The sequence below is a fragment of the Azorhizobium sp. AG788 genome (assembly GCF_943371865.1).
Classification (GTDB): Bacteria; Pseudomonadota; Alphaproteobacteria; order Rhizobiales; family Xanthobacteraceae; genus Azorhizobium.
Genome location: NZ_CALRWL010000011.1, coordinates 96,000 through 119,410 on the forward strand (window position 1 = coordinate 96,000; position 23,411 = coordinate 119,410).

The following is a 23,411-nucleotide window of genomic DNA, read 5'->3' on the forward strand; positions in this document are numbered from 1 at the left end:
GGCACCTCACCGGTCGTCATGGCCGGGCTTGCCCCGGCCATCCATGCCCCGCCGTTGGCGCGGACCTTCTTGGGGCTTGACCAAGCGGCGCCGCGTGGATCCCCGGATCAAGTCCGGGGATGACGGCAGTCTTTGGCATGTCTGACCGGCCTTAAGCGTCGATCTGCCCTTGCCGTCCTCACCCCGCCTCCGGCGCCAGCTTGCCCGCTTCCCAGCCCAGTATGGCGCGCTTGCGGGTCAGGCCCCAGTGATAGCCGGTGAGATCGCCATTCTTGCCCAATACCCGATGGCACGGCACCACGAAGGAAATGGGGTTCTTGCCCACCGCCGCGCCCACGGCGCGAGCCGCCTTGGGCCGCCCCACATGGCCGGCGATGGAGGAATAAGTGGTGGCCCGGCCCATGGGGATGCGCAGCAGCGTCTCCCAGACGCTGATTTCAAAGTCGGTGCCGATGAACACGATGCGCAGCGGCTGCGCCTCGCAGCGGGCCTGGGAATGGAAGATCTGCGCCACCAGCGGCGCGGTGGCTTCGGGGTCTTCCACATAAGTGGCGTGCGGCCAGCGGCGGCGCATGTCCAGCAGCGCGGCCTCCTCCTCGCCGGGATCGGCGAACGCCAGCCCGCACAGGCCGCGGGCGGTGGACATGGCCAGCGCCACGCCGAACGGCGAGGGATGCAGTCCGAAGCGGATCACCAGCCCGGCGCCGCCGGTCTTCCATTCCCCCGGCGACATGGCCTCATGCACCACAAACAGATCGTGCAGGCGGCCGGGGCCGGACAGGCCCAGCTCCAGCGCCGCATCCAGCACATTGGGACAATCCGCCAGCACCTGCCGGGCGCGATCCAGCGTCACCGCCTGCAAGAAACCCTTGGGGGTGAGGCCGCACCAGCGGCGGAACAGATCGGTGAGCGCCCGGGGCGTGACGCCGGCGGCCAGGGCGATGGCCTCCACCTCGGGCTGGGCGCGCATGTGGGTGGTCACATAGGCCACCGCCCGCCGCACCACGTCATAATCGGCGGCGCCAATCTCCAGCTGGGCGATCGGCCCGGCCAGCGTGCCGGGGAGCACACCGGCCAGCGTGCGGGCCAGATCCGCTTTGGCCAGATCCGGCCGGGTCGGCTCCTGGGGCGCTTGGAGAGCGAGCGACGCTTGGCGGGGATCCTGGACGAGCACGGGCGTATGTCCTTTTGCAGCAGTCTGCGCCATCCCATCACCCTCCCGCTTCCGCGACCACCCGATTTCGCCGGAGTGTCCCACCACGCGGCTTTACATCGGTAGGTGCGCTCAGAACACCGTGCGGGTGACGCCGCGCTTCACTTCGCTCAAGGCGGCGCTGAGGTCGTCGCCCAGTTCGCCCTTCTGCACCGGCCCGAGAAACAGGCCCACCGGCACCGACTTGCCCTGGGATTCCAGCGACAGTTCCAGCGTGCCGTGGTCCTCGTCGTCGTGGCGCTTCACCCGGGTCCAGAACGGGTTCATCCGCGCCTCCCACGGGCGGCCGCGCACCGGCACATGGCGCACCTCCACCAGGGTCGGGGTGATGCGAATATATTCGCGGGCGTCGGCGGCACGGTAATTGGCGCGGAAGGCCCAATAGATCAGCAGCACGTCGAGGCCGAAAAAGCCGAACACCGGCCAGGCGCCCATGGCCAGGAACACCACGCCGGAGGCGAAGCTGATGCCGCCCACAATGAGCATCACCAGCAGGAAGCCCCGCTGCGACAGTGATCGGTGCGGCGCCAGGGTGGCCGCGAAAACGGTGGGTTCCTCGTCCGGAACGACGGGCGGGTCGTTGGCGTCGGTCATGGGGCCAAGTATAGGGATAAAATGGCGCGAAAGACGACAGGCAACATGCCGCCCCCCGATGCCGCCGCCGCGCCCCGCACCGGGGCCGGGGCGAAGGTCGTCGCCGCGGGACGCAAGGTCGCCGCCGCGACCAAGGCATCGGTCAGCAAGGTCGTCGTCACACCTGCCCCATCGCAGCCTGCCCGATCGACACGTGCCGCCTCAAAGCCGGCCCAGTCCAAACCCGTGAACGCCACGGCCAAGCCGCGCAAGGCGCCCGCCCCGCAGCGCTCAGGCCTCGTGGCGCCGGAAGGCCGGACGGTCGGCAAAGCCGCCGCCCCCAAGCGGCGCGCCGTGGCCAATGCGGCTGCCGCCGTGCATGGGCGCACCGTCACCGCCTGGACGGACGCGGAGATCACCGAAGCGTTCCGCCGCTTCGAGGCGCTCAATCCCGAGCCCAAGGGCGAGCTGGATTACACCGACGCCTTCACCTTGCTGGTGGCGGTGGTGCTCTCCGCCCAGGCCACCGACGTGGGGGTCAACAAGGCCACCCGCGGCCTGTTCGCCGCCGCGCCCACACCCGCCGGCATGGTGGCGCTGGGGGAAGAGGGTGTGGCGGAGCACATCCGCACCCTCGGCCTGTTCCGCGGCAAGGCGAAGAATGTGGTGGAACTCTCCCGGCTGCTGCTCGCCAACCATGGCGGCGTGGTGCCGGCGGACCGGGAGGCGCTGGAAGCGCTGCCCGGCGTCGGCCGCAAGACCGCCAATGTGGTGCTGAACATCGCTTTCGGCCTGCCCACCATCGCGGTGGACACCCATCTGTTCCGGGTCGCCAACCGCACCGGCATGGCGCCGGGGGCCACGCCGCTGGAGGTGGAACTGGCGCTGGAGGCCCGGGTGCCGGCGCGCTTCAAGCTGCACGCCCACCACTGGCTGATCCTGCACGGGCGCTACATCTGCAAGGCCCGCGCGCCGGACTGCCCCATCTGCCCCATCAACGACCTGTGCCGCTGGACCGACAAGCCGCTTTAGGCCCCCCACAACATCCGCTCTCCCGTTTATCGGGACAGACGGGCAGGCTCCGTCTCCAGCAAGCGAGGGCCAGCCTTGGATGCCAAGCGCTTGTGCAGGTGCACCATGAAGGCGGTGCCGAACACCGGCGTGATGAGATTGAGCACCGGCACCAGCAGGAGCGGCGCGATCAGCAGGCCGGCGAGGAACACCGTCACCGCATTGGCCTGCCGCAGCGCCCGCGCCTCCTCGGGCGAGTTGTAGCGCATGGCTGCCAATTCGAAATATTCCCGCCCCAGCAGATAGCCGTTGGCGAGGAAGAAGATCACCACATTCACGCCGGGCACCAGCAGCAGCATCAGCGCGCCCAGATTGACCGCCAGCACGATGGCGAAGAAGCGCAGCGAATAAAGGATTGAGCGCACCACCGGCTGGGCGGTGCCCACCGGATCGCCGGGATAGCTGGTGCGCTCCACCTTCTCGGCCACGTCATCGAGAAACAGCCCCGCCACCACGGAGGAGGCCACAGGCGTCAGATAAAGCGCGCCGAACACGAAGCCGAGCCCCACCACGATGGACACCAGCGTGTCCAGCCAGTGATAGGGCAGCGTCGCCATATGCTGAAGCGCGGCATTGAGGGCGATGGCCATCACCACCAGCAAGGCGATGGCCAGGGCGACGGACTTGAGCAGCACCCCGCGCAGCAGTGGCGAGAACACCTGTCCGAAAGCGGTCAGCGCGGCAGAGATCATGGTCATTCCATTTCAGCGGGCCGGATACGGAATATTCGGCCCAGGACGCATCGGGTGGCGACGCATCAGGTGGGGCGTGCCCCGCCCGCGCTCAAGGGCGCGGGCCTCTCAGCCCCCGATGCGGACGGGAAAGTCCAGATGGAACACATTGGTTCCCCCGAAGCGGGTGCGAAACTGGGCCTTGATCTCCCCGAGCTTCGACTGGGCATCGGGAGTGTTGGGGTGCACCAGGATCAGCATCTTGGTGCCCGCATGCAGCATCGCCACCGGGTCCACATTGGTGCCCTTGCCCTGGCCATAGGCATCGAGAACCGTCATGCCGTCGGAGAAGCGCGGGCGCACCACCTCTTCCAGGAATTGGGCGAACTGCTGCTCGCTCACGCCCTTGCCGTCGCCGGTGGCGAGGCTGAAGAACAATTGGGTCTGGATCATCACGCTGTCCGCCCAGGGCGTCGCCTGCCAGCCGGGGATGGGGGTCGCCGGCGCGGTCTGGGCACCGGCGGGCAAAGCCGACGCCAGCGGCAGCGTGAGCGTCGCCAGAAGCAGCGGAACGAGGTGGCGGCGCGCGGTCATCGGGTGTCCCTCCGGCAGAATGCACTGCCTTGTACCAAAGCTGGCGGCGCGGCGCGCGGCTATTGCCCCGCCATGCACGGCTTCGGTCCTGAAATGGACGGGACCGCGCACGCGTCCAGGCGACCGACGATGCTGCGAATGAACATTCGCTCTTGATCTGGGCCCAGCACCACCTTATGAGAGCGAACGTTCATTCGCACCTTACGGCAGACGCCGGGAGATTGTTCATTGGCTGCCGCCGAAACCAGCATTCCTGCCGATCACCGGGCCGAGCAGCGCCATCGCATCCTGGCGGCGGCCGCGCATTGTTTTGCCCGCGACGGGTTTCACGGCACCTCCATGCAGAAGATCTGCACCGAGGCCCAGATGAGCCCCGGCGCGCTCTATCGCTATTTTCCCTCCAAGGAATCCATCATCGCTGCCATTATTGAGGTGGAACGCCTGGAGCGGGCGCGGATCTTCGACAGTGTCGCCAATGCGCCCAGCATGATCGAGGGCCTGATCTCCTGCGTGGCCGAGATGATGGGCGAGGACCAAGCCAGTTGCGCCAAGCTCGGCCCCGAAATCATGGCGGAGAGCGCCCGCAATCCGAAGCTTCAGGAGATGCTCGGGCCGTTCGAGGAAGAAACCTCGGTCATGCTGAAGGACATGCTGATCCGCGCCCGCGATGCCGGAGAAATCGACACCGCCATCGATCTCGATGACCTCCTGATCCTCCTCACCTCCATTGGCGACGGCATCCTGCTGAACCATCAGATCCATCCGGCGTGGGACGTGCCGGCCCGTCTTCCCGCCATCGGGCGGCTGATCACTCGCATGATCGCCCCCGCGGCAAAGAGCACATGAGACCCATGAGGCAGCATCTGTCCGGTCCTGATTTCGCCGCTGTCGCGCTCCAGCTTGCGCGCCAAGATTCCCCAAGGTCACAAGAGGCAACCATGGTACGCCCCTCGGCGCCCGCATTCATCGGCCAGCGCCTGCGCAGCGCCTGCTTCGTCCTGACGCTGAGCGTGGCGTTGGGCCTGGCCGGCCCCGTGGCCGCCGCCGCGCCCGACGCCAAGGGCCTCACCGTCAGCGTGGTCCGCCCGCAGACCCAGGACCTGATTGAGACGCTGCTGGTCACCGGCTCGCTGCTGCCGCGCGAGGAAATCCAGGTGGGCCCGGAAATCGAGGGCTATCGCCTGATCGAAATTTTCGCCGAAGTGGGCGACACGGTGAAGAAGGGCCAGATCCTCGCCCGCCTGTCGCGGGAGGTGCTGGATACCCAGATGGCCCAGAACACCGCCAATGCCGCCAAGGCCAAGGCGACCATCGCCCAGCAGAAGGCCTCCCTCGACCAGATGCTGGCGCAGGAGGCGGAAGCCACCTCGGCGGTGGAGCGCACCCGCCAGCTGCGCAAGACCGGCGTCGCCTCCCAGGAAACCCTGGATGAGCGCGAGCGCGCGGTGAAAGTGGCCAGCGCCCAGGTGGCCGCCGCCCGCGAAACCCTGAATGCGGCGGAAGCCGATGCCGTGCTGGTGCAGGCGCAGCGCTCCGAGCTGGATCTCAAGCTCCAGCGCACCGAGGTGCGCGCGCCCGACAATGGCATCGTGCTGGCCCGTGACGCCCGCATCGGCTCCATCGTCTTGTCCACCCGCAGCGAGCCGCTGTTCCGCATCGCCCGCGACGGCGCCGTGGACCTGGATGCGGAAGTTCCCGAGGTGGCGTTGCCGCGCATCGCGGTGGGCCAAAGCGTGGACGTCACCCCCGCCGGCTTCGCCAAGCCGGTGCCCGGCACCGTGCGCCTGATCTCGGCGGAAGTGGACAAAGCCAGCCGGCTCGGCCGGGCCAAGATCGCGCTGCCCTATGACCGGGCGCTGAAACCCGGCACCTTCGCCCGCGGCCTCGTCCAGCTGGACCGGCGCGACGGGCTCGCCGTGCCTCAGGCGGCGGTGATGTTCGACGCCGACGGCGCCTATGTGCTGGTGGTCAAGGACGGCGTGGTGGCTGAGAAGCGGGTGGAGACCGGCCTCAAGGCCGATGGCCGCATCGAGATCCGCAGCGGCGTCACCGGCGACGATCTGTTGGTGGCCCGCGCCGCCGGCTTCCTGCGCGACGGCGACCGCGTGGTCCCGGTCGAGGTGGCCAAGACCGCGAGCGAGGTGCGCTGATGGCCATCAATATCTCCGCCTGGGCGATCCGCAAGCCGATCCCCTCGCTGGTCCTGTTCGTGGTGCTCACCGCGCTCGGCATCTTTCATTTCCGGTCGCTGCCGGTGACGCAGATGCCGAACATCGATCTGCCCATCGTCATGGTCACGGTGACCCAGACCGGCGCCGCGCCCAGCGAACTGGAAACCCAGGTCACCAAGAAGGTGGAAAATGCGGTGGCCGGCGTCTCCGGCGTGAAGCACATCACCTCGTCCATCTCCGAGGGCACCTCGGTCACCACCATCGAATTCCATCTGGAAACCCTGGTGGACCGGGCGGTGAACGACACCCGCGACGCGGTGACCAAGATCCGCACCGAGCTGCCCCAGAGCATCGAGGAGCCGCAGATCCAGCGGGTGGACATCGAGGGCCTGCCCATCGTCACCTATGCGGTGTCCTCCCCCACCATGACGCCGGAAGAACTGTCCTGGTTCGTGGACGACACCATCGCCCGCACCCTCCAGGGGGTGCGCGGGGTGGCGCAGGTCAAGCGCGAGGGCGGCGTGGACCGGGAAATCCGGGTGGCGCTCGATCCCGAACGCCTGATGGCCATGGGCGTTACCGCCGCCGAAGTCAGCCGCCAGTTGCGCGCCACCAATGTGGACGTCTCCGGCGGCCGCGGTCAGGTGGGCACCCAGGAGCAATCCATCCGCACGCTGGCGGGGGCGGCCACCGTGGAGGCTTTGGCCGACACCCGCATCGTCCTGTCCAACGGGCGCTATGTGAGGCTGAAGGATCTGGGCACGGTCAGCGATGGCGCCACCGAGCAGCGGGTGTTCGCCCGCCTGGACGGCAAGCCGGTGGTGGCGTTCGGCGTCTATCGCGCCAAGGGCTTTTCCGACGTGGTGGTCTATGACCGCACCGCCGAGGAGGTGCAGAAGCTGCTCGCTGCCTATCCCAACGTCTCCATCACCATGATCGACACCACGGTGCGCTACACCAAAGCGGACTATCAGTCGGCCATGCACACGCTGATCGAAGGCGCGATCCTGGCGGTGATCGTGGTGTTCCTGTTCCTGCGCGACTGGCGCGCCACGCTGATCACCACGCTGGCGATCCCGCTGTCCATCCTGCCCACCTTCTGGGTCATGGATGCGCTGGGCTTCTCGCTCAATGCCGTGAGCTTGCTGGCGATCACCCTCGTCACCGGCATCCTGGTGGACGATGCCATCGTGGAGATCGAGAACATCGTGCGCCACATGCGGCAGGGCAAATCGCCCTATCGCGCCTCCATCGAGGCGGCGGACGAGATCGGCCTGGCGGTGGTGGCCACCACGCTGACCATCGCGGCGGTGTTCGTGCCGGTGTCGTTCATGGGCGGCATCGCGGGCCAGTATTTCAAGCAGTTCGGCATCACGGTGGCCATCGCGGTGCTGTTCTCCCTGGCCGTGGCGCGGCTGATCACCCCCCTGCTGGCGGCCTATTTCCTGCGCGACACCGGCCATCGCGAGAGCGGCGACGGCTTCATCATGCGCCATTATATCGGCATCCTCGGCTGGTCGGTGCGGCACCGCTTCATCACCATCCTCATGGGCTTCGGCGTGTTCGCCGGCACCATCTTCCTCTCCACCCTGCTGCCGTCCGGCTTCCTGCCCACCAACGACATCTCGCGCTCCATGGTGTCCATCGAGCTGCCGCCGGGGGCCACCATCGAGGAAACCCAGCAGGTCGCCGACCGCATCACCCGCACCATGCGGGAGCAACCGGAAGTGGCCAGCGTCTATGCCACCGCCGGCGGCGGCGGCCAGGGCGGCCTTGCCATGATCGCCGGCGAGGTGCGCAAGGCCACCATCGTCATCAATCTCAAGCCACGGGATGAGCGCACCGAAAGCCAGAAGGCGTTCGAGAGCCGCATGTCGCCCGCCCTGAAGGCGATCCCGGACATTCGCTACACCTGGAGCCAGGACGGGCAGAACACCCAGCGCGGCTTCACCGTGATCCTGTCCGGCAGCGACGGGGCGGCGGTGGAAAAAGCCGCGCTGGAACTGGAGAAGCAGGTGCGCGACCGCGTGCCGGTGCTGTCCAATGTGGTGTCCAGCGCCTCCCTGGACCGCCCGGAGATCCGCATCGTGCCGAAGCTGGATGAGGCGGCGGAACTGGGGGTCTCGGTGGATACCATCGCCGATACGGTGCGCATCGCCACCATCGGCGACGTCGCCGCCAACCTCGCCAAATTCTCCGCCAAGGACCGGCAGATCGACATCCGCGTCCAATTGGACGAACGCGCCCGCACCCATCTGTCCACCTTCGATGCCCTGAAAGTGCCCACGGCCTCGGGGGTCGCGGTGCCGTTGACCACGGTGGCCGAGGTGCATTTCGGCAAGGGACCGACCGCGCTGGATCGCTATGACCGCGCCCGCCGCATCGCGGTGGAGGCGGATCTGGTGGGCGCGACCCCGCTGGGCGTGGCGCTGGAGCAGGTCAAGGCCCTGCCCGCCGCCCGCAACCTGCCGGCCGGGGTGACGCTGAAGGAATCCGGTGACGCCGAGATCATGGGCGAGGTGTTCTCCGGCTTTGCCATGGCCATCGGCGCCGGGGTGATGCTGGTGCTGGCGGTGCTGATCCTGCTGTTCCACGACGTGTTGCAGCCCATCACCATCCTGATCTCGCTGCCGCTGTCCATCGGCGGCGCCTTCATCGCCTTGCTGCTCACCGGCAATTCGGTGTCGCTGCCGGTGGTGATCGGCTTCCTGATGCTCATGGGCATCGTGACCAAGAACGCCATCCTCTTGGTGGATTTCGCCATCGAATCCATCGCCCATGGCCATAGCCGGTTCGACGCGCTGATGGAGGCCGGGCGCAAGCGGGCGCAGCCCATCGTCATGACCACCATCGCCATGGCGGCGGGCATGGTGCCCTCAGCTTTGGCCCTGGGCGAAGGCGGATCGTTCCGCGCGCCCATGGCCATCGCGGTCATCGGCGGGCTGATCGCCTCCACCGTGCTGTCGCTGGTGTTCGTGCCGGCGGTGTTCACGGTGATGGACGATCTCGGCCGCCTGTCCGGCCGGCTGTTCGGCCGCTTCATCGGCGCCACCGACGAGCCGGGGGAGCATGCGCCGGAGGCGAAACATCCCCACCTGCCCCGCGCGGCCGAATAAGGCCTGACGCAAGCACGACCGGTTACGAGCAACGGCGCGGCGGGGCAGCCCTTCGCGCCGTTGCTCGTATGGGAAATCACAGAATGGAGATGGCCTTCAAATTATCACCGCATCGATCTTGACTTGTTCGTCAAACCGAACGAATGTCCTGTCATCGAGGCCCGACAACCTCCGGGTGATGCCCATGATGTGCCGCTGCTCCTGTTGATGCTCTGCCCCGTTTCGGGGACATGGCCGCCGTGCAACCCGCACTCGCATCCGCCCTTTTCCTTTTTTCCCGCTATGCGCAACGGCATACGTTGAGTCCGCTCAGACGAACGTCGTGCGTTGCCAGCCAGACCGGTGTCACACCGGAGGTGAACGTGAACGCTCCTCTCTCTATTGTTGACCCGCCGGCCCCCCTTGCCGGGCCGGGAGGAGACAATCAGGCCGTGACCAACGCCGTGATCCGCTTTGAAGGCGTGGAAAAGACCTATCCCTCCCGCGCCGGCACCGCCGCCGTGCCGGCGCTCACCGACGTCAACCTCACGGTGCCGGAAGCCGCCATCGTCGGCGTGATCGGCCGCTCCGGCGCCGGAAAGTCCACCTTGATCCGGCTGGTCAACGGCCTGGAGGCGCCCACCTCGGGCCGGGTGGTGGTGGACGGCACCGACATCACCGCTTTGTCCGAGCCCGGCCTGCGCGAGGCGCGGCGCTCCATCGGCATGATCTTCCAGCACTTCAATCTGCTGGCCCGGCGCACCGCCTATCAGAATGTGGCGCTGCCGCTGGAGATCGCCGGCGTCTCCGCCCGCGAGATCAAGGCCCGGGTCGAGCCGCTGCTGGATCTGGTGGGCCTCGCCGACAAGCGCGACCGCTACCCCGCCGAACTCTCCGGCGGCCAGAAGCAGCGGGTGGGCATCGCCCGCGCGCTGGCCACCCGCCCCCGCGTGCTGCTCTCGGACGAGGCCACGTCGGCGCTGGACCCCGAGACCACCAACCAGATCCTGGCTTTGCTGCGCAAGGTGAATGCGGAGCTGAAGCTCACCGTGCTGCTGATCACCCACGAGATGGCGGTGATCAAGGCGGTGGCCGACCGGGTGGCGGTGCTGGACGGCGGGCGCATCGTCGAGGAGGGCCGCACCTTCGAGCTGTTCGCCCGGCCGCAGCATCCCACCACCCGCTCCTTCATCTCCGCCATCACCGGCGCCAACCTGCCGCCGCATCTGGCGGATCGCATCCAGGCGGCCCCCATACCCGGCGGGCAGGCGGTGCTGCGCATCGTGTTCACCGGCGCCCATGCCACCGACCCGGTGCTGTCGCGGGTGTCGCGGCTCTTGTCCATCGATCTCAACATCATCCAGGCCCAGGTGGACGACATTGCCGGCGAGCCGTTCGGCGTCATCGTGGTCTCGCTGCCCGGCGATGCCGCCACCCTCGGCGCGGTGACGGCGGCCATCGAGCGCCTCGGGCTCGCCACGGAGGTGATCGGCTATGTTTCCTGACTTCCTGTCCCCGGCCATCATCGACCTTTTGATCGAGGCCACCCGCCAGACCCTCTATATGGTGGCCATCGCCGGCTTCATCGGCACGCTGATCGGCCTGCCGCTGGGCGTGTTCCTGGCCACCAGCCGCTCGGGCGAATTGTTCGCCGCGCCGTGGCTGAACCATATCCTCGGCCTGGTGGTGAATGCCGCCCGCTCGACACCCTTCATCATCCTGGTGGTGGCGATCATCCCCTTCACCCGGCTCATCGCCGGCACCTCCATCGGCACCAATGCGGCCATCGTGCCGCTCACGGTGGCGGCAGCGCCCTTCATTGCCCGGCTGATCGAGGCGGCAATCCGCGAGGTGGACCAGGGACTGGTGGAAGCTGCCCGCGCCATGGGCGCCAGCCCGTTGCAGATCGTGCGCAAGGTGCTGCTGCCGGAGGCGCTGCCGGCCATCACGCTGGCCCTCACCCTCGCCGTGGTCAGCCTGCTGGGCTATTCGGCCATGGTGGGCGCCGTGGGCGGCGGCGGCCTGGGCGATCTCGGCATCCGCTTCGGCTATCAGCGCTTCATGCCCGACGTGATGGCGGCGGTGGTGATCGTGCTCATCGTCCTGGTGCAGGGCGTGCAGAGCATCGGCGACCTGCTGGCCCGTCGCCTCGACAAGCGCAATCGCGGTTAGAGCGCGATCCCTACTTTAGCGTTTCAGTTCAACGGAGACTCGTCATGTCCATTCGTGCCCTCGCTGTGGGCCTCGCCCTCAGCCTTGCCGCCGGCACCGCCGGCGCCGAGACCATCAAGATCGGCGTCACCCCCGGCCCCCACGCCCAGATCCTGGAAGCGGTGAAGCCCGTCGCCGCCAAGCAGGGCCTCGACATCCAGATCACCGAATTCTCGGACTATGTGGTGCCCAACGTGGCGCTGGATTCCGGCGAGTTGCAGGCCAACTCCTTCCAGCACCAGCCCTATCTCGACAACCAGGTGGCTGACCGGAAGTTCAAGATCGTCTCCGTGGGCACCACGGTGAACTTCCCCATCGGCATCTATTCCAAGAAGTTCAAGACCTTCGACGAGGTGCCCGTGGGCGGCACCATCGCCATCCCGAACGACCCCACCAATGGCGGGCGCGTGCTGCTGCTGCTCCAGGACAAGGGCATCATCAAGCTGCGCGACGGCGTCGGCTTCAAGCCCAGCGTCGCCGACATCACCGCCAATCCGAAGAAGCTGAAGATCGTCGAGATCGACGCCGCCCAGCTGCCGCGCTCGCTGCCCGACGTGGACGCCGCCGGCATCAACACCAATTATGCCAAGGAAGCGGGCCTCGACCCGGTGAAGGACCCGATCCTGCGCGAGAATCCCAAGGGTCCCTATGTGAACGTCATCGCCGTGCGCACCCAGGACAAGGACAAGCCGTGGGTGGCGGTGCTGGTGAAGAGCTACCAGTCCCCCGAGGTGAAGCAGGTCATCCTCGACACCTTCAAGGGCGCGGTTCTGCCCAGCTGGTGAGTGCTCAGGGGCGTGGCCGCGGCGGCCGCGCCCTTCCGTTCAAGACGGCAAACCGCCCCCAAAGCGGGAGCCGCCGCGCCTAGCGCCGTGGTCAGGCGCCGGCGCCCAGGCGGGCCACCACATCGTCCCGCGCGGACATGATCAGCTGGCGATAGTCCGCTTCCAGCGGCTCGTTCAGCACCTGCTCGAACGCCGCCATCAGCGACCACAGCGCCGCCACTTCGCCGGGATGATCCAGCAGTTCGCGGACGCCTTCGGCATCTTGATGATCGACCATGCGCGCCAGTAGGTCGAACACCACCAGCGCCACGGAATGATTGAGGGTGAGGACAACCTCGCCACCTGGTGTCGCGAGGGCTTCGCTCAGCGGCTCATGACGGCCGTGAACGGGCATGGAGGAGAGCGGTCCGGACATGGGAGCGACCCTGGTTGCGGTGCGCAATCCCCATTGTGTACAGAGGCTTTATGTCGTCGCAGCGACAGCTGAACCCTTGCCGTGCATGAATTTTGACCGCCTGGCCACCTTCCCCAGCGGCCCATTGGCCTTCAGCGGCGGGCCACCAGAAACAGCCGCGGAAATGCCAGCAGCACCCGGCCGTCGGCCCGCGGCGGGTAGTCCTGCGTCAGGCGCGCCTCGTAGGCGGCCAGGAAGTCCTGCTTCTGCGCCTCATCCAAAGGATCAAGGAATGGCCGCAGCCCGGTGCCCTTCATCCATTCCACGATCGCCGCCGGACTGGCCAACGGGTGATGATAGGTGGTGCGCCACAGGTCCACCTGCATCGCGTGGACGCTGAGCAGATCATAATAATAAGCGGACGACGGCAGGATGGTGCGGGCCTTGGCCGCGTCCGCCAGGGCGTCGGCCCAAGGACCCTGCGCCGCCACCGCGCGCATGCCCACATGGGTGGGCTCATTGAGATTGTCCGGCATCTGCACCGCCAGCACGCCGCCGGGGGTCAGTTGGGAGATGAGGTGCGGAAACAGGACGGCATGGTCCGGCACCCATTGCAGCACCGCATTGGCCAGGATCACATCCGCCGGCTCATCCAGCCTGTAGCTGGCCACGTCGGCCTCGATGAAGGTGGTGTGCGGCATGCGCTTGCGCGCCACGGCCAGCATGTCCGGCGAGGTATCGATGCCGATCGCCTCCGCCTCGGGATAGCGTCCGGCCAGGATTTCGGTGGAATTGCCCGGCCCGCAGCCCAGGTCCACGATGCGCTTGGCCGCTTCCAGCGGGATCTGGGTCACCAGGTCTCGGGCCGGCCGGGTGCGTTCATCCTCGAACTTCAGATAGAGGCGCGCATTCCAGTCGGCAACCATGGCCTCTCTCCTGCTGCGGATCGGGGCCGCCCGAGCGCCGTTGCGCGCGGGCGGCCCCGGCTCACCGCGAGAACTTCTTATATTGAATCCGCTTGGGAATGGTCGAATCAATGCCCAGGCGACGCTTCTTGTCTTCTTCGTAATCGGCGAAGTTGCCCTCGAACCACTCCACGTGGCTGTCGCCTTCGAACGACAGCATGTGGGTGGCGATGCGATCCAGGAAGAAGCGATCATGGGAGATGATGACGGCGCAGCCGGCATAATCTTCCAGCGCCTCTTCCAGGGCGCGCAGGGTGTCCACGTCCAGATCGTTGGTGGGCTCGTCGAGGAGGAGCACGTTGCCGCCCTCCTGCAGCACCTTGGCCAGATGCACCCGGTTGCGCTCGCCGCCCGAGAGCATGCCGACCTTCTTCTGCTGGTCGCCGCCCTTGAAGTTGAAGGCCGCGCAATAAGCGCGGGAGGGGATTTCCTTCTTGCCCACATAGATCACGTCGGTGCCGCCGGAGATTTCCTCCCAAACGGTCTTCTTCGGATCGAGCGCATCGCGGCTCTGATCGACGTAACCGAGCTTCACCGAATCGCCCACGGAGATGGTGCCCGAGTCCGGCGTCTCCAGGCCGGTGATCATGCGGAACAGCGTGGTCTTGCCCGCGCCGTTCGGCCCGATGACGCCGACGATGCCGCCGGGCGGCAGCTTGAACGACAGATCGTCGATCAGCATGCGGTCGCCGAACGACTTGCTCAGATGATCGAAGGCGATGACATTCTGGCCCAGGCGCTCGGCCACGGGAATGACGATCTGGGTAGCGCTGGGCACCCGGTTGGCGGCGCGCTCCAGCAGGTCTTCATAGCGCTGGATACGGGCCTTGTTCTTGGCCTGGCGGGCCTTGGGCGAGGCGCCGATCCATTCCTGCTCGCGGGCGATGGCGCGCTCGCGGCTCTCATCCTCGCGGCCTTCCTGCTGCAGGCGCTTCTGCTTCTGCACCAGCCAGGACGAATAGTTGCCCTCGTAGGGAATGCCGCGGCCGCGATCCAGCTCCAGGATCCAGCCGGTGACATTGTCCAGGAAGTAGCGGTCATGGGTGACGATCAGGATCGCGCCCGGATAAGTGCGCAGATGCCCTTCCAGCCATGCCGTGGTCTCGGCATCCAGATGGTTGGTGGGTTCGTCCAGCAGCAGCAGTTCCGGCTGTTCCAGCAGCAGGCGGCACAGCGCCACGCGGCGGCGCTCGCCGCCGGAGAGCGAGGCGACGTCGGCATCATCCGGCGGGCAGCGCAGGGCGCCCATGGCCTGATCCACCTTGCTGTCGAGATCCCACAGGCCCTGCGCCTCGATCTCGTCCTGCAGGCGGGTCATCTCGTCCGCCGTCTCCTCGGAATAATTCATGGCGAGGTCATTGTAGCGGGTGAGGATCGCCACCTGCGGCGCAACGCCGTCCATCACGTTTTCACGGATGGACTTGGTGGGATCCAGCTGCGGCTCCTGGGGCAGATAGCCCACCCGGATGCCTTCCGCCGGGCGCGCCTCGCCGGAGAAATCCTTGTCCATGCCGGCCATGATGCGCAGCAAGGTGGACTTGCCCGAGCCGTTGTTGCCCAGCACGCCGATCTTGGCGTCGGGGAAGAACGACAGGTGCACATTGTCCAGCACCTTCTTCCCACCGGGATAGGCCTTGGTCAGGCTGTGCATATGATAAGCGTATTGATAGGAGGCCATGCGCCACCGGCTCCGAGAAGGACTGCGTGAGTTTGGCGCCGTTTCTAGCCGTCCCCGTCGCGGGCGGCAAGGCGCGGTTGGGCGAAGGCGCATTTGGTTGAACGTGCAGCCGCCTCGCGCCCCCGCCGGCACGGGACGCAAGAGGCTACCGCGGCTCACCCCGCGCCATTCGGGAGGTCAGACCTTTGGACGATCACGATCACCCCCATCATTCCCATCCGGCGCCCGGCGCCATCGATTGGCGGGAGCACGGCGTCAAAGTGGTGCCCGGCGACAATCTCGACCCGCAAACCGCCCAGACTCCCGGCATGAACCGCGCCACCGCCATCAACCGCGCCCGCGCGGGCGCCGAGAAGTTGTGGGCCGGCACGGTGCACATCCACCCCGATGCCAAGACCGGCGCCCATCACCATGGCGACCTGGAGAGCGTGATCTTCGTGGTCAAGGGCCGCGCCCGCATGCGCTGGGGCGACCATCTGGAATTCACCGCCGAGGCCGGGCCGGGCGATTTCATCTATGTGCCGCCCTATGTGCCGCACCAGGAAATCAACGCCTCGCCGGACGAGGTGCTGGAATGCGTGCTGGTGCGCTCGGGGCAGGAGCCGGTGGTGGTCAATCTGGACATCACGCCGGTGGAGGCCCCCTCCACGGTGAAATGGATCGACCCCATCCACACGTCATGAGGCGGCGGCACCGGCGCGCCCCCGGGGGTCGGATGCGCACGTGCCCAGGCCAGTCGAATCCCGGCTCGGACGCGCGGGGCGGAGCCGTCCACCGGTGGCCCGATCGCCCCGGCGCCGGGGCGCGCCGCTGTCCACAGGCAGATCTGTTGCCGGACAAGGGTTTTGCCCCCTGCCCCGAGAGAAATCGCGAATGCCTGTTGCAATCTCGGTGGGGTTTTGGCATGAACACGCACCGCCGACGGGGTTCACCCCCAGACGGCATTGGAGGCGGGCGTAGCTCAGGGGTAGAGCACAACCTTGCCAAGGTTGGGGTCGTGGGTTCGAATCCCATCGCCCGCTCCAAATTTTCCCAATAAAATCTGATAGTTAGCAAACGCCCTTCGGGGCGTTTTCTGCTTCCGTATGTCCACGCTGCGGGCGCTGGAAGCAGCACGGAAGCATCTGCACAAAAGTCGCTGGATAGCCTAGCGTGGCGACTGCTGTAGCGCGCAGGAGCAGATGTCACCCGCGCGCGGTGTGTTTTCAGCCCCCTTAAACGTCGATCAAAGCGATGTCTGAGAGTGCGCCACGGGAGCGCTGCAGCCAGGGGGCATGCGAGCGAAAGCAGGCGTTAATGTCTTCAGTGATCCGCCATTTGGTTGCGAATGCAGTCGATCAGGCGGGATGCGACACGCGACAGCGGGCGCGAGCGCAGGTGAACGGCAGAGGCTGAAATCCGCGTCGGGGGATCGAAGGGGCGGATCAGGCTTTTGCTCCCCGCATCTCCCATGCCACGCGCAGTCAGGCTGTCCACCACTGTCAGGCCGACGCCAGCCTCCACGAAGCGACACGCGGTCTCCGAGAAGCGCACCTCAATGTCGGTCGCATATGGCACAGCCTCCTGGCGGAATGCAGCGCGCACGAGCGGCCCCAGACGGCTGCGGATGTCCAGCCCGATGAGTGTATGGCCAATGATGTCCCGTGGACCGATGCGGGCGAGGTCCGCCAAAGGATGGCCGGCCGGCAGCAGGCACACCATCTCCGCCTCCCCAAGGGGGATCATCCCGAACGTATGGGTCAGTTCCTCCTCCAGCCCGATGGCTAGGCCGAAATCGCAGGCAGCTGTCTCGACGCTCTCCAGCACGTTGAAGGACTGGTTGATGTCCATATAGGCCTTCACCTTCGGCCGATCCTTCAGGAACTCCTGCAGCGCCGCCGGCAGGACGGTGTGTCCGAGCTGCGGGGTGGCCACCACGCGCACATGGCCGCGACGGTCCGCCTTCAGGTCTTCCACCGTCTGGTTCAGCGCCCGTGACAGCAGGAAGATGCCCTCGGATTCGCGATAGAGCAGCTTGGCCTCCTCCCGCGCCACCAGCCGGTTGCCGGTGCGGTCGAACAGCGGAAAGCCGAGTTGGTCCTCCAGATGCCGGATGGCGTTGCTCACGGCCGGCTGGGAGACGTGCAGGTCGCGCGCCGCCCCCACCGTCGTCTGGTGGCGCATGACGGCGCGAAAGATCTCGATCTGGCGGGCATTGAGCATAACCGGTGATTATAGAGAGGGGGTCAAACTTTATAGTCGGTTATCTTGCGACCCATCCGAGCCTCTGTCTATGCTCATTTTCAACGCAGGCAATGTACCTGCGCAAAAAACAGACACAGGGGAACTGACGTGCTGAACAGGCTTGCCTCCACGGCGCTTGCCGCCTCGCTCATGCTGACCGCCGCCATCGCGACGGCACCCGCTGCCGACGTGAACATGCGCGTTCTCGGCTGGTACGGAAACCAGAAGCAGTCCACTGACGTGGAGCGCCCGTTCTGGAAAAATCTCGACGCGGCCACCAAGGGCCAGTTCTCCGCCAACTTCCGTACCGTGGACGAGATCGGCCTCAAGGGCTTCGAGTCCCTGCGCACCCTCCAGAGCGGCGCGTTCGACGTGGTGTCGTTCCAGATCAGCTTCGTCGGTGGTGAAGCGCCGGTGCTGATGGGCGTGGACATCCCCGGTGTCGCCTTCGACTTCGATGAGCAGCGCAAGGTGGTCGACGCCTATCGCCCGGTGATGGAAGCCAACCTCAGCGAGAAGTTCGGCGGCAAACTGCTGGCGGTGTGGCCCTTCCCGTTCCAGATCCTCTACTGCAAGAACGCCATGACCAGCCTCGACGACCTGAAGGGTCAGAAGGTCCGGGTCGCCGGCAATCTCTCCTCGGAGCTGGTGAAGCAGTTGGGCGGGGCGGCAGTGACTCTGGCGGGACCGGAAGTCTATCAGGCGCTGATGCAGGGCGTGGTGGATTGCGGTGTCACCGGCAGCCAGTACGGCAACAGCAATGGCTGGTACGAAGTCACCAAGTCGCTCGACACCGCCCCCATCGGCGGCACCGGCGTGGTGCTGCACGTGGCCCGCAAGGGCTTCTGGGAGAAGCTGACGCCGGCCCAGCAGGCGACGTTGACCGCTCAGATGAAGGAGCTGGAGACGAAGCTGTGGGCCATGGCTGTGGAAGGCCATGAGGACGGCATCCGCTGTAACACCGGCGAGAAGCCCTGCGACGGCAAGCTCGGCAAGATGTCCCTGGTCAAGCTGACCGATGCCGACAAAAGCCGGATCCAGACCATCCTCAAGGACAATGTGATCCCGATCTGGCTGAAGGACTGCGAGGCCGCCAACCCCACCTGCAAGGCGGACTGGGCGAAGACCGTGGGTGCCGTCACCGGCATCAAGTTCTGATCGCCGATCTCTTCTAGAGCATTACCCCGTTTCCTTGAACCGGTGAAATTCTCTATCTATTTGTTCTATCTGGCTTTCTTCACGCGAACCGGCATCCACTTCGCTCGAAGACGCTCTAATGACTTCGGCCGGCCCCGCTGCGGGGCCGGCCCTCCCCAGAGCCGCGCGCGAGCGGGCAAGGCGAACCCATGTCTTTTCAAAACACCGAAGCGCGCATCCGGAGCATCAGCGACTGGCTCTGCATCGCCGGCGGCTGGGGCCTCGTCGGCCTGTCCGTCTGGATCGTGGTCAACGTCCTGCTGCGCAAATTCGTCAATTTCTCCTTCCAGGGAGTCGATGAGTACGGCGGTTACTTCCTGGCCATCGTCTCTGCCGCCGGCTTCGCCAAGGCGGTGCTCGACAAAGCGCATGTCCGCATCGATGTGGTGACGCGCCTGTTCCCGCAGCCCGTACGCGCGGTCTTCGATGTGGTCGCCGTCGGCCTGCTGTTCGCGATGATGTGGATCATCGCCTCCAAGGCCATCCTGCTCACATACGAATCCTGGAGAATGGGGGCGCTGACCCCGAGCGTACTGCGTACGCCGCTCTGGATCCCCCAGTCGCTCTGGGCGCTGGCCCTGGCCTGGTTCGCCTTCGTGATCGGCTTCCTCCTGCTCTGGGCGTTGGCCCGCCTGCTGAAAGCCGATTTCGCCGGCATCGAGGACAAGCTCGGTCAGGACGACATCGAAACCGAGGTCGCGGCCGAGATCGCCGATGCGCGCGCCCGTCTGGCTGCCAGCCCCAAGGAAGCACTCTGATGGCTATGGGTCTTCTCTTCACCGGGGCCATCATGGTCTTCCTGATGGCCGGCCTGCATGTGGCGACCGCCATCTTCTTCACGGCCTATCTCGCCGACTGGCTGGATATGGGCGTGCTGCCGTCGATGATCGGCAACCTCACCTGGAACACCATGAACGAGTTTCTTCTGGTGGCCATTCCGCTGTTCATCCTGCTCGGCGAGTTGCTCAGCCGGAGTGGCGTGGCGGAACTGATGTACAAGGGCCTGTCAGTCTGGCTGCGCTGGCTGCCCGGCGGCCTGCTGCACACCAATATCGTCGCATCCGCCCTGTTCGCCGCCACCTCCGGCTCCACGGTGGCAACCGCCGCCACCATCGGCACCGTGGCCCAGCCCACCATGGCAAAGCTCGGCTACAACGAGCGCATGGTGCTCGGCTCCATCGCTGCCGGCGGTACGCTGGGAATCCTCATTCCCCCAAGCATCAATATGATCGTCTACGGGGCGCTGACCAATGTCTCCGTGGGCAAGCTGTTCATCGCCGGCGTCATTCCGGGCTTGGCGCTGGCCATCACCATGTCCGCGATCATCGTCGTGGTGTCGCTGATCTGGGGCGATAGCCACCGCGAGGAAGGTCCGCTCCCCAGCCTAGCCAAGCGCCTGCGCATGCTGCTGGACCTGCTGCCGGTGCTGTTCGTGTTCGCCCTGGTCATGGGCAGCATCTATGCCGGCCTCGCCACGCCCACCGAGGCGGCGGCCGTTGGCATCGTCGGCGCGCTCATCATCGCGGCGTCGAACCGCACCCTCACGGTGGCCATGCTGCATGAGTCGTTCCTCTCCTCGGTGCGCACCACCGCCATGGTCATGCTGGTGCTTACCACCGCCTTCGTCCTCAACTTCTCGCTGAGCCTGACCGGCCTGCCGCAGCAGCTCTCGGAATACATCCGCGACCTCAACTGGTCGGCCACCACGACCATCTGGATGCTGGTGCTGTTCTATCTGCTGCTGGGCATCTTCATCGAGGCGATGGCCATGATGGTGACCACCGTGGGCATCGTCACGCCGCTGGTGGTGAGCCTCGGCTTCGACCCGGTGTGGTTCGGCATCTTCATCACGGTGATGATGGAGCTGGCGATCATCAGCCCGCCGGTCGGCCTCAACCTGTACGTGGTGCAGAACCTGCGGCCGGTCAAAGGCAGCATCAATGACGTCTTCATCGGCGTGCTGCCGTTCGTGGTCGCCATGCTGATCTTCGTCGCCCTGCTGATCGAATTCCCCGGCATCGCTCTCTGGCTGCCCAATCAAGTGTTCAAGTGAGGAGGAAGATGTTGTCCGCCACAATAACAATGAAAGCGGAACCGCTGATGGCAGAAAGCTTTGCGCCTTATGGTGAAGTGCTGACCCATGTGGGCGACGGGCGCCGGCATTTTGTGGAGCGTGCGTTCGAAACGACCGACCCGGCGGCTCGGCCGACCATGTGGATCAACCGCATCCTGCATCCCGCGCCGGCCGCCCCCATCCTGATTGACCAGGTGGAGCGCCACCCGCACTCCTTCCAGACGCTGATCCCGCTGCATGCCGCGCGCTTCTTCGTGGCGGTGACCCACAGCCTGCCCGACGGGACGCCCGACCTTGATAACCTGCGTCCCTTCGTGACGGCGCCGGGGCAGGGCGTGACCTATCATCCGAACGTGTGGCACTTCGGCTTCACGGCGCTGGATGGCCCGAACGAGGTGGTGGTCATGATCGGCGTGACCGGGCGCGAGGATGACTGCATCGTCTCGGTCGCGGATCGGCGCGTGGAAGTGGAATGGGATTTGGCCGCTGCCGGCTGAGGCCGCTCTCCGGCTTGTCGGGGAGCGGAAAGGGGATTTGGACGATGGAACGCGACTTTATCGGCTACGGCCCCAATCCGCCGCATCCCCGCTGGCCGGGCGATGCGCGCATCGCCGTCAATATCGTGCTCAATTACGAGGAGGGCTCAGAGCCCTCCTTCGCCGATGGCGACGGTGTGACTGAAGGCGGGCTCACCGAGGGTGGCGGCGGCGCTTTCGCTGGCCGCGATCTGGGCGCGGAGTCCATGTTCGAATACGGCAGTCGCGCCGGTGTGTGGCGGCTGATGCGGATGCTGCGCGAGCGCAATATGCCGGCCACCGTCTTCGCCTGCGCGCTGGCGCTGGAACGCAATCCGCACATGGTGACGGCCATTGCGGACGCCGATTTCGACGTGTGCAGCCACGGTCGCCGCTGGATCCGCCATCAGACACTGACACCCGACGCCGAGCGCGCGGACATCGCAGCCGCCGCCGCGACCATCGCCCGCCTCACGGGCCAACAGCCGGCTGGCTGGTACTGCCGCTACGCGCCCACCGAGCATACGCGCCGGCTCGTGGTGGAGCATGGCGGCTTTCTCTACGATTCCGACTCCTATGCGGACGATCTGCCCTACTGGACGCGCGTGTCCGGCCAGCCGCACCTGGTCATCCCGTACAGCCTGGCCAACAATGACGCGAAGTTCGCCCGTGGCGCCATCGCCACCAGCGGTGATTTCTTCGACTATCTGCGCGACACGTTCGATGTGCTGTACGCCGAAGGCGCAACCCAGCCGAAGATGATGTCGGTGGGCCTGCACATGCGCCTTGCCGGTCATGCCGGCCGCGCCGCCGGCGTGGCGCGCTTCCTTGATTATGTGCAGAGTCATCCGGACGCTTGGGTGTGCCGCAGGATCGACATCGCCCGCCATTGGCATGCCCACCACCCGGCGCCGACCGATGCCGGCTGATGCGCGGCCGGTCATCGGCTTCATCGGCTGCGGCGGCACCATCGGCTCGCTCGCGGACGATCCGCTGGACGTGATCGACTATCCCGAGCACGGGCGGAAGATCAGTGCCCGCGAGTTGCTGGAGCGCGTGCCCGATGCGACGCGCTTCGCCCGCTTCAAGGTGCAGGACTTCAGTCGGGTCAGTTCATCCGCCATCGGGCCGCCGGAATGGCTGCAGTTGCGCCGCGACGTGCTGGCGCTGGCGGAGGAGGGCGCGCAGGGTATTGTCATCACCCACGGCACCGGCACGCTGGAGGAAACCGCCTTCTTCCTGCATCTGACGCTGGATCTGGACATTCCGGTGGTGCTGACCGGGGCGCAGCGCCCGGCGAGCGCCGTGGGGTCCGATGGGCCCGCCAATCTCATTGCCGCCGTTCGCGTGGCCTGTGCACCGGAGGCGCGCGGGCGGGGCGTTCTCGTGGTGCTGAATGACGAGATCCACTCTGCGGCACAGGTGGTGAAGACCTCCACCTATCGTCTCCAGACCTTCCAGTCGCCGGAGACCGGCCCTCTGGGCACGGTGGATGGCGACCGCGTCATCCTTCGTGGCCCCGGCAACAGACCACCAACCTTCGGCCTGGACGCAGAAGACGCCGATCTGCCCGCCGTTCACATCGTTTATTCCTACGCGGGCGCGGACGGAACCGCGACCCGGGCTGCGGTCGCCGCCGGCGCGCGCGGGATCGTCTCGGCCGGCTTCGCGCCTGGCATCCCGACGCCCGCCGAGGCCACGGCGCTGGAAGATGCGCATCGTGAGGGCGTCGTCATTGTCCAGTCCAGCCGTGCGCTGCACGGCCGTGTCGCCGCGCGTCTGGCACTTCGGGAGAAGGGCTGGCTCGCCGGACTGGGCCTAAATCCGCAGAAGGGGCGCATTCTCCTGATGCTATGCCTGCATGCGCGGCTGAAACACGCGGCGATGCATGAGCGGTTCTCCGCTTTGGGCTGAGACGTTGCCCCCAACTTCTATCCAGTGTCGCGTTCGCTCCGGCGGTGGTTTGAAGCGCTGCCCGAGG

At 66.5% G+C, this 23,411-nt stretch carries 22 protein-coding genes and 1 tRNA gene; 15 read left to right on the forward strand and 8 right to left on the reverse strand.

Annotation, left to right across the window (positions count from 1 at the left end; all coding sequences use genetic code 11):
* Positions 1-178 precede the first annotated feature (178 nt).
* The gene (locus AAG816_RS09150; RefSeq protein ID WP_341989324.1) at positions 179-1,069 is read right to left on the reverse strand and encodes a bifunctional helix-turn-helix domain-containing protein/methylated-DNA--[protein]-cysteine S-methyltransferase; all 891 of its coding nucleotides are present in this window, start codon (positions 1,067-1,069) and stop codon (positions 179-181) included.
* Positions 1,070-1,285: 216 nt separating this feature from the next.
* Positions 1,286-1,807 (reverse strand): DUF2244 domain-containing protein, encoded by a 522-nt coding sequence (locus tag AAG816_RS09155; RefSeq protein WP_341989297.1) that lies wholly within the window; start codon positions 1,805-1,807, stop codon positions 1,286-1,288.
* 333 nt (positions 1,808-2,140) lie between these two features.
* Here AAG816_RS09155 and nth point away from each other — a divergent pair, with 333 nt between their 5' ends.
* The gene (gene nth, locus AAG816_RS09160) at positions 2,141-2,818 is read left to right on the forward strand and encodes an endonuclease III (RefSeq protein ID WP_341989325.1); all 678 of its coding nucleotides are present in this window, start codon (positions 2,141-2,143) and stop codon (positions 2,816-2,818) included.
* A 26-nt stretch (positions 2,819-2,844) separates the two neighbouring features.
* Here the strand turns inward: nth and AAG816_RS09165 are convergent, their stop codons facing one another.
* Together AAG816_RS09165 and AAG816_RS09170 are read right to left on the reverse strand one after the other, a co-directional pair.
* The gene (locus AAG816_RS09165) at positions 2,845-3,555 is read right to left on the reverse strand and encodes a sulfate transporter family protein (protein WP_341989298.1); all 711 of its coding nucleotides are present in this window, start codon (positions 3,553-3,555) and stop codon (positions 2,845-2,847) included.
* Positions 3,556-3,657: 102 nt separating this feature from the next.
* Positions 3,658-4,122: a DUF3574 domain-containing protein gene (locus tag AAG816_RS09170; RefSeq protein ID WP_341989299.1), complete on the reverse strand. Its 465-nt coding sequence runs from the start codon at positions 4,120-4,122 to the stop codon at positions 3,658-3,660.
* Between the two features lie 228 nt (positions 4,123-4,350).
* Between AAG816_RS09170 and AAG816_RS09175 the strand changes: the two genes are divergently transcribed.
* The 6 genes from AAG816_RS09175 to AAG816_RS09200 all read left to right on the forward strand — a co-directional run bounded on the left by AAG816_RS09175 (position 4,351) and on the right by AAG816_RS09200 (position 12,384).
* Positions 4,351-4,968 (forward strand): helix-turn-helix domain-containing protein, encoded by a 618-nt coding sequence (locus AAG816_RS09175; protein WP_341989300.1) that lies wholly within the window; start codon positions 4,351-4,353, stop codon positions 4,966-4,968.
* A gap of 92 nt (positions 4,969-5,060) precedes the next feature.
* Entirely contained in the window at positions 5,061-6,272 is a 1,212-nt protein-coding gene (locus tag AAG816_RS09180) for an efflux RND transporter periplasmic adaptor subunit (RefSeq protein ID WP_341989301.1), read from the forward strand.
* Positions 6,272-9,409 carry an efflux RND transporter permease subunit gene (locus AAG816_RS09185; protein ID WP_341989302.1) on the forward strand — a complete coding sequence of 1,046 codons (3,138 nt, stop codon included), beginning with the start codon at positions 6,272-6,274 and terminating at the stop codon, positions 9,407-9,409. The genes AAG816_RS09180 and AAG816_RS09185 overlap by 1 nt, the downstream gene beginning before the upstream one ends.
* Before the next feature lie 431 nt (positions 9,410-9,840).
* Positions 9,841-10,893 (forward strand): methionine ABC transporter ATP-binding protein, encoded by a 1,053-nt coding sequence (locus AAG816_RS09190; RefSeq protein ID WP_341989303.1) that lies wholly within the window; start codon positions 9,841-9,843, stop codon positions 10,891-10,893.
* On the forward strand, positions 10,883-11,560 hold the full coding sequence (locus AAG816_RS09195; RefSeq protein WP_341989304.1) for a methionine ABC transporter permease: 678 nt from the start codon (positions 10,883-10,885) through the stop codon (positions 11,558-11,560). The genes AAG816_RS09190 and AAG816_RS09195 overlap by 11 nt, the downstream gene beginning before the upstream one ends.
* 44 nt (positions 11,561-11,604) lie before the next feature.
* Positions 11,605-12,384 (forward strand): MetQ/NlpA family ABC transporter substrate-binding protein, encoded by a 780-nt coding sequence (locus AAG816_RS09200; protein ID WP_341989305.1) that lies wholly within the window; start codon positions 11,605-11,607, stop codon positions 12,382-12,384.
* 91 nt (positions 12,385-12,475) lie between these two features.
* Here AAG816_RS09200 and AAG816_RS09205 read toward each other — a convergent pair whose 3' ends face one another.
* The 3 genes from AAG816_RS09205 to ettA all read right to left on the reverse strand — a co-directional run bounded on the left by AAG816_RS09205 (position 12,476) and on the right by ettA (position 15,421).
* The gene (locus tag AAG816_RS09205; protein WP_341989306.1) at positions 12,476-12,799 is read right to left on the reverse strand and encodes a hypothetical protein; all 324 of its coding nucleotides are present in this window, start codon (positions 12,797-12,799) and stop codon (positions 12,476-12,478) included.
* 131 nt (positions 12,800-12,930) lie between these two features.
* The gene (gene tam, locus AAG816_RS09210; RefSeq protein WP_341989307.1) at positions 12,931-13,704 is read right to left on the reverse strand and encodes a trans-aconitate 2-methyltransferase; all 774 of its coding nucleotides are present in this window, start codon (positions 13,702-13,704) and stop codon (positions 12,931-12,933) included.
* A 61-nt stretch (positions 13,705-13,765) separates the two neighbouring features.
* Complete coding sequence (gene ettA / locus AAG816_RS09215; protein ID WP_341989308.1) at positions 13,766-15,421, reverse strand: energy-dependent translational throttle protein EttA; 1,656 nt, start codon at positions 15,419-15,421, stop codon at positions 13,766-13,768.
* 185 nt (positions 15,422-15,606) lie between these two features.
* Between ettA and AAG816_RS09220 the strand changes: the two genes are divergently transcribed.
* Both AAG816_RS09220 and AAG816_RS09225 read left to right on the forward strand, forming a co-directional pair.
* Entirely contained in the window at positions 15,607-16,104 is a 498-nt protein-coding gene (locus tag AAG816_RS09220; protein WP_341989309.1) for a cupin domain-containing protein, read from the forward strand.
* Between the two features lie 267 nt (positions 16,105-16,371).
* Positions 16,372-16,446 (forward strand) — tRNA-Gly (locus AAG816_RS09225).
* A gap of 277 nt (positions 16,447-16,723) precedes the next feature.
* On the opposite strand, the gene AAG816_RS09230 is transcribed toward AAG816_RS09225, so the two are convergent.
* Complete coding sequence (locus AAG816_RS09230; protein WP_341989310.1) at positions 16,724-17,623, reverse strand: LysR substrate-binding domain-containing protein; 900 nt, start codon at positions 17,621-17,623, stop codon at positions 16,724-16,726.
* A gap of 129 nt (positions 17,624-17,752) precedes the next feature.
* Here AAG816_RS09230 and AAG816_RS09235 point away from each other — a divergent pair, with 129 nt between their 5' ends.
* The 6 genes from AAG816_RS09235 (at position 17,753) to AAG816_RS09260 (ending at position 23,344) form a co-directional block, all read left to right on the forward strand.
* Complete coding sequence (locus AAG816_RS09235) at positions 17,753-18,802, forward strand: TRAP transporter substrate-binding protein (RefSeq protein ID WP_341989311.1); 1,050 nt, start codon at positions 17,753-17,755, stop codon at positions 18,800-18,802.
* Positions 18,803-18,990: 188 nt separating this feature from the next.
* Complete coding sequence (locus AAG816_RS09240) at positions 18,991-19,599, forward strand: TRAP transporter small permease (protein WP_341989312.1); 609 nt, start codon at positions 18,991-18,993, stop codon at positions 19,597-19,599.
* Positions 19,599-20,894 (forward strand): TRAP transporter large permease subunit, encoded by a 1,296-nt coding sequence (locus AAG816_RS09245; RefSeq protein WP_341989313.1) that lies wholly within the window; start codon positions 19,599-19,601, stop codon positions 20,892-20,894. Before AAG816_RS09240 ends, AAG816_RS09245 begins: the two co-directional genes overlap by 1 nt.
* A 29-nt stretch (positions 20,895-20,923) precedes the next feature.
* Positions 20,924-21,412 (forward strand): ureidoglycolate lyase, encoded by a 489-nt coding sequence (locus AAG816_RS09250; RefSeq protein WP_341989326.1) that lies wholly within the window; start codon positions 20,924-20,926, stop codon positions 21,410-21,412.
* On the forward strand, positions 21,388-22,359 hold the full coding sequence (locus AAG816_RS09255; RefSeq protein WP_341989314.1) for a polysaccharide deacetylase family protein: 972 nt from the start codon (positions 21,388-21,390) through the stop codon (positions 22,357-22,359). Before AAG816_RS09250 ends, AAG816_RS09255 begins: the two co-directional genes overlap by 25 nt.
* Positions 22,349-23,344, forward strand: coding sequence for an asparaginase (locus tag AAG816_RS09260; RefSeq protein WP_341989315.1), 996 nt, complete (start codon positions 22,349-22,351; stop codon positions 23,342-23,344). The genes AAG816_RS09255 and AAG816_RS09260 overlap by 11 nt, the downstream gene beginning before the upstream one ends.
* The last annotated feature ends 67 nt before the right edge of the window (positions 23,345-23,411 follow it).

What these genes read in the sequence shown, in the direction of transcription:
- AAG816_RS09155 (WP_341989297.1), bottom strand. Translation starts at nt 1,807, where the DNA reads ATGACCGACGCCAACGACCCGCCCGTCGTTCCGGACGAGGAACCCACC.
- AAG816_RS09165 (WP_341989298.1), bottom strand. Translation starts at nt 3,555, where the DNA reads ATGACCATGATCTCTGCCGCGCTGACCGCTTTCGGACAGGTGTTCTCG.
- AAG816_RS09170 (WP_341989299.1), bottom strand. Translation starts at nt 4,122, where the DNA reads ATGACCGCGCGCCGCCACCTCGTTCCGCTGCTTCTGGCGACGCTCACG.
- AAG816_RS09180 (WP_341989301.1), top strand. Translation starts at nt 5,061, where the DNA reads ATGGTACGCCCCTCGGCGCCCGCATTCATCGGCCAGCGCCTGCGCAGC.
- AAG816_RS09185 (WP_341989302.1), top strand. Translation starts at nt 6,272, where the DNA reads ATGGCCATCAATATCTCCGCCTGGGCGATCCGCAAGCCGATCCCCTCG.
- AAG816_RS09195 (WP_341989304.1), top strand. Translation starts at nt 10,883, where the DNA reads ATGTTTCCTGACTTCCTGTCCCCGGCCATCATCGACCTTTTGATCGAG.
- AAG816_RS09200 (WP_341989305.1), top strand. Translation starts at nt 11,605, where the DNA reads ATGTCCATTCGTGCCCTCGCTGTGGGCCTCGCCCTCAGCCTTGCCGCC.
- AAG816_RS09205 (WP_341989306.1), bottom strand. Translation starts at nt 12,799, where the DNA reads ATGTCCGGACCGCTCTCCTCCATGCCCGTTCACGGCCGTCATGAGCCG.
- tam (WP_341989307.1), bottom strand. Translation starts at nt 13,704, where the DNA reads ATGGTTGCCGACTGGAATGCGCGCCTCTATCTGAAGTTCGAGGATGAA.
- ettA (WP_341989308.1), bottom strand. Translation starts at nt 15,421, where the DNA reads ATGGCCTCCTATCAATACGCTTATCATATGCACAGCCTGACCAAGGCC.
- AAG816_RS09230 (WP_341989310.1), bottom strand. Translation starts at nt 17,623, where the DNA reads ATGCTCAATGCCCGCCAGATCGAGATCTTTCGCGCCGTCATGCGCCAC.
- AAG816_RS09240 (WP_341989312.1), top strand. Translation starts at nt 18,991, where the DNA reads ATGTCTTTTCAAAACACCGAAGCGCGCATCCGGAGCATCAGCGACTGG.
- AAG816_RS09245 (WP_341989313.1), top strand. Translation starts at nt 19,599, where the DNA reads ATGGCTATGGGTCTTCTCTTCACCGGGGCCATCATGGTCTTCCTGATG.
- AAG816_RS09250 (WP_341989326.1), top strand. Translation starts at nt 20,924, where the DNA reads ATGAAAGCGGAACCGCTGATGGCAGAAAGCTTTGCGCCTTATGGTGAA.
- AAG816_RS09255 (WP_341989314.1), top strand. Translation starts at nt 21,388, where the DNA reads ATGGGATTTGGCCGCTGCCGGCTGAGGCCGCTCTCCGGCTTGTCGGGG.
- AAG816_RS09260 (WP_341989315.1), top strand. Translation starts at nt 22,349, where the DNA reads ATGCCGGCTGATGCGCGGCCGGTCATCGGCTTCATCGGCTGCGGCGGC.